This window comes from Pseudomonas agronomica, from assembly GCF_025917275.1.
GTDB classification, from domain to species: Bacteria; Pseudomonadota; Gammaproteobacteria; order Pseudomonadales; family Pseudomonadaceae; genus Aquipseudomonas; species Aquipseudomonas agronomica.
In genome coordinates, this window is the sequence record NZ_JAOSHO010000586.1 from 1 (window position 1) to 2,837 (window position 2,837).

2 protein-coding genes are annotated in these 2,837 nt (G+C 61.6%); both read left to right on the plus strand.

Annotated elements, in window-relative coordinates; all coding sequences use genetic code 11:
- On the plus strand, window positions 1–609 hold a 609-nt coding region (hemB, locus tag OC610_RS24840), incomplete at its 5' end, for a porphobilinogen synthase (protein ID WP_264431662.1).
- Window positions 610–626: 17 nt separating this feature from the next.
- Window positions 627–2,837 (plus strand): polyphosphate kinase 1 (gene ppk1 / locus OC610_RS24845; protein ID WP_264431663.1); only part of this gene is annotated, 2,211 nt, incomplete at its 3' end.

The window sequence follows — 2,837 nt, forward strand, 5'->3', positions numbered from 1 at the left end:
CACGGGCAGGACGGCATTCTCGATGACGATGGCTACGTGCAGAACGACGTCACCGTCGATGCGCTGGTCAGGCAAGCGCTGTCCCACGCCGAGGCCGGTGCCCAGGTGGTGGCGCCGTCCGACATGATGGACGGTCGTATCCAGGCAATCCGCGAAGCGCTGGAAGTGGCGGGGCATGTCAATGTGCGCATCATGGCCTACTCGGCCAAGTACGCCAGCGCCTACTACGGTCCTTTCCGCGATGCCGTCGGCTCGGCCCTGAACCTGGGCAAGGCCAACAAGGCCTCCTATCAGATGGACCCGGCCAACAGCCATGAAGCCCTGCACGAAGTGGCCGCCGACTTGTCAGAAGGGGCAGACATGGTCATGGTCAAGCCGGGGATGCCTTATCTGGACATTCTTTATCGGGTCAAGGATGAGTTCAAAGTGCCGACCTTTGTTTATCAGGTCAGCGGCGAATACGCGATGCACATGGCCGCCATACAGAACGGCTGGCTGAACGAAGGGGTAATTCTCGAGTCCCTGACCGCTTTCAAACGCGCGGGCGCTGATGGCATCCTGACTTACTTTGCCGTGCGCGCCGCCCAATTGCTTCGAGAGCAGAAATAGCCTCCCAGGAACTTGCGATGAATACCGAAGGACTCACAGAAGTTGCCGTAAAAGACGCTCAGCCCGTGGTCGAGCAGGTCGCCGAAACGCCGCCAGAGCTGGAGCCGGCTCCACCGGCCGTGCCTGAGGCGGCCCCAGCGCCAGCGATTGCGATCCCCAACCTGGATGACAGCAGCCTGTACATCCACCGCGAGCTGTCGCAACTGCAATTCAACATCCGCGTGCTGGAGCAGGCGCTGGACGAGTCCTATCCGCTGCTGGAGCGGCTGAAATTCCTGCTGATTTTCTCCAGCAACCTGGACGAGTTCTTCGAAATTCGCGTCGCCGGCCTGAAAAAGCAGATCACCTTCGCCCGCGAGCAGGCCGGTGCCGACGGCTTGCAACCGCACCAGGCGCTGGCGCGCATCAGCGAGCTGGTCCACGGCCATGTGGATCGCCAATACGCGATTCTCAACGACATCCTGTTGCCTGAGCTGGAAAAGCACCAGGTCCGCTTTATCCGTCGCCGCTACTGGACCACCAAGCTCAAGACCTGGGTGCGCCGTTATTTCCGCGACGAAATCGCGCCGATCATCACCCCGATCGGCCTCGACCCGACACACCCGTTCCCGTTGCTGGTGAACAAGAGCCTGAACTTCATCGTCGAACTGGAAGGCATCGACGCCTTCGGCCGCGATTCCGGCCTGGCGATCATTCCGGCGCCACGCCTGTTGCCGCGGATCATCCGCGTGCCGGAAGACGTCGGCGGCCCGGGGGACAACTACGTGTTCCTGTCGTCGATGATCCACGCCCACGCCGATGACCTGTTCCAGGGCATGAAAGTGAAGGGCTGCTACCAGTTCCGCCTGACCCGAAACGCTGACCTGTCGGTGGACACCGAGGACGTCGAAGACCTGGCCCGCGCCTTGCGCGGCGAGCTGTTCTCCCGTCGCTATGGCGATGCGGTACGCCTGGAAGTGGCCGATACGTGCCCGAAACACCTGTCCGACTACCTGCTCAAGCAATTCAACCTGCATGAGACCGAGTTGTACCAGGTCAATGGCCCGGTGAACCTGACGCGTCTGTTCAGCATCACCGGCCTGGACAGCCATCCGGAGCTGCAATACACGCCGTTCACCCCGCAGATCCCGAAATTGCTGCAGAACAGCGAGAACATTTTCAGCGTGGTCAGCAAGCAGGACATCTTGCTGCTGCACCCCTTCGAGTCGTTCACGCCGGTGGTCGACTTGCTGCGCCAGGCTGCCAAGGATCCCCACGTATTGGCGGTGCGCCAGACGCTTTACCGCAGTGGTGCCAACTCGGAAATCGTCGATGCGCTGGTGGACGCGGCGCGAAACGGCAAGGAAGTCACGGCGGTGATCGAGCTGCGCGCACGCTTTGATGAAGAATCCAACCTGCAATTGGCCAGCCGCCTGCAAGCGGCCGGCGCGGTGGTGATCTACGGCGTGGTCGGCTTCAAGACCCACGCCAAGATGATGCTGATCCTGCGCCGTGAAGCCGGGGAGATCGTGCGTTACGCCCACTTGGGCACCGGCAACTATCACGCCGCCAACGCCCGTCTCTACACCGACTACAGCCTGCTCACTTCCGACGACGCCCTGTGTGAAGACGTCGGCAAGTTGTTCAGCCAGTTGATCGGCATGGGCAAGACGTTGCGCATGAAGAAGCTGTTGCATGCGCCGTTCACCCTGAAAAAGGGCATGCTCGACATGATCACCCGGGAGACGCAATTCGCCCTGGACGGCAAGCCGGCGCACATCATCGCCAAGTTCAACTCGCTGACCGATCCGAAGATCATCCGTGCGTTGTACAAGGCCAGCCAGTCGGGCGTGCGCATCGACTTGGTGGTGCGTGGCATGTGCTGCCTGCGACCGGGCATCCCCGGGGTGTCTCACAACATCCATGTGCGCTCGATCATCGGGCGTTTCCTGGAGCACACGCGGGTGTTCTACTTCCTCAACGGTGGCGAGGAGCAGATGTTCCTGTCCAGCGCCGACTGGATGGAGCGCAACCTCGACAAGCGCGTCGAGACCTGCTTCCCGGTGGAAGGCAAGAAGCTGATCCTGCGGGTCAAGAAAGAGCTCGAAAGCTACCTCACCGACAACACCCACAGCTGGAGCCTGCAGTCGGATGGCCGCTACATCCGCAACACCCCGACCGGCAACCAGAACCCGCGCAGCGCCCAGGCGACCTTGCTGGAGCGCTTGAGCAACCCGGTGTTGGCGGTT